This is a genomic window from Terrilactibacillus tamarindi, assembly GCF_009718825.1.
GTDB classification, from domain to species: domain Bacteria; phylum Bacillota; class Bacilli; order Bacillales; family Sporolactobacillaceae; genus Terrilactibacillus; species Terrilactibacillus tamarindi.
In genome coordinates this window covers 1-1,484 of sequence record NZ_WNHB01000049.1, presented here as the reverse complement: position 1 = coordinate 1,484, position 1,484 = coordinate 1, and the positions used below count along the sequence as shown (strand labels likewise).

General features: G+C 54.9%; 1 rRNA gene. It reads right to left on the bottom strand.

Annotated elements, in window-relative coordinates:
• Positions 1-9: 9 nt before the first annotated feature.
• Positions 10-1,484 (bottom strand): 16S ribosomal RNA (locus GMB86_RS15260); the annotation flags it as partial.

Sequence of the window (1,484 nt, the reverse complement as noted above, 5' to 3'; positions counted from 1 at the left end):
TTTCCTTAGAAAGGAGGTGATCCAGCCGCACCTTCCGATACGGCTACCTTGTTACGACTTCACCCCAATCATTTGTCCCACCTTCGGCGGCTGGCCCCAAAAGGTTACCTCACCGACTTCGGGTGTTACAAACTCTCGTGGTGTGACGGGCGGTGTGTACAAGGCCCGGGAACGGATTCACCGCGGCATGCTGATCCGCGATTACTAGCAATTCCGGCTTCATGCAGGCGAGTTGCAGCCTGCAATCCGAACTGAGAATGGCTTTATGGGATTGGCTCGGCCTCGCGGCTTTGCTGCCCTTTGTACCATCCATTGTAGCACGTGTGTAGCCCAGGTCATAAGGGGCATGATGATTTGACGTCATCCCCACCTTCCTCCGGTTTGTCACCGGCAGTCACCTTAGAGTGCCCAACTGAATGCTGGCAACTAAGATCAAGGGTTGCGCTCGTTGCGGGACTTAACCCAACATCTCACGACACGAGCTGACGACAACCATGCACCACCTGTCACTCTGTCCCCCGAAGGGGAACGGCCTATCTCTAGGCTTGTCAGAGGATGTCAAGACCTGGTAAGGTTCTTCGCGTTGCTTCGAATTAAACCACATGCTCCACTGCTTGTGCGGGCCCCCGTCAATTCCTTTGAGTTTCAACCTTGCGGTCGTACTCCCCAGGCGGAGTGCTTAATGTGTTAACTTCAGCACTAAGGGTTGGACCCCCTAACACCTAGCACTCATCGTTTACGGCGTGGACTACCAGGGTATCTAATCCTGTTTGCTCCCCACGCTTTCGCGCCTCAGCGTCAGTTACAGACCAGAGAGCCGCCTTCGCCACTGGTATTCCTCCACATCTCTACGCATTTCACCGCTACACGTGGAATTCTACTCTCCTCTTCTGTACTCAAGCTTCCCAGTTTCCAATGACCCTCCCCAGTTGAGCTGGGGGCTTTCACATCAGACTTAAGAAGCCGCCTGCGCGCGCTTTACGCCCAATAATTCCGGACAACGCTTGCCACCTACGTATTACCGCGGCTGCTGGCACGTAGTTAGCCGTGGCTTTCTGGCCGGATACCGTCAAAGCACCATCATTTCCTATGGCACCTGTTCTTCTCCGGCAACAGAGCTTTACGATCCGAAAACCTTCATCACTCACGCGGCGTTGCTCCGTCAGACTTTCGTCCATTGCGGAAGATTCCCTACTGCTGCCTCCCGTAGGAGTCTGGGCCGTGTCTCAGTCCCAGTGTGGCCGATCACCCTCTCAGGTCGGCTATGTATCGTCGCCTTGGTGAGCCATTACCTCACCAACTAGCTAATACACCGCGGGCCCATCTGTAAGCGATGGCCGAAACCATCTTTTACCTTTGCATCATGCGATGCAAAAGATTACCCGGTATTAGCCCCGGTTTCCCGAAGTTATCCCCGTCTTACAGGCAGGTTGCCCACGTGTTACTCACCCGTCCGCCGCTCATTCCACAAGCGTCACCCCGAA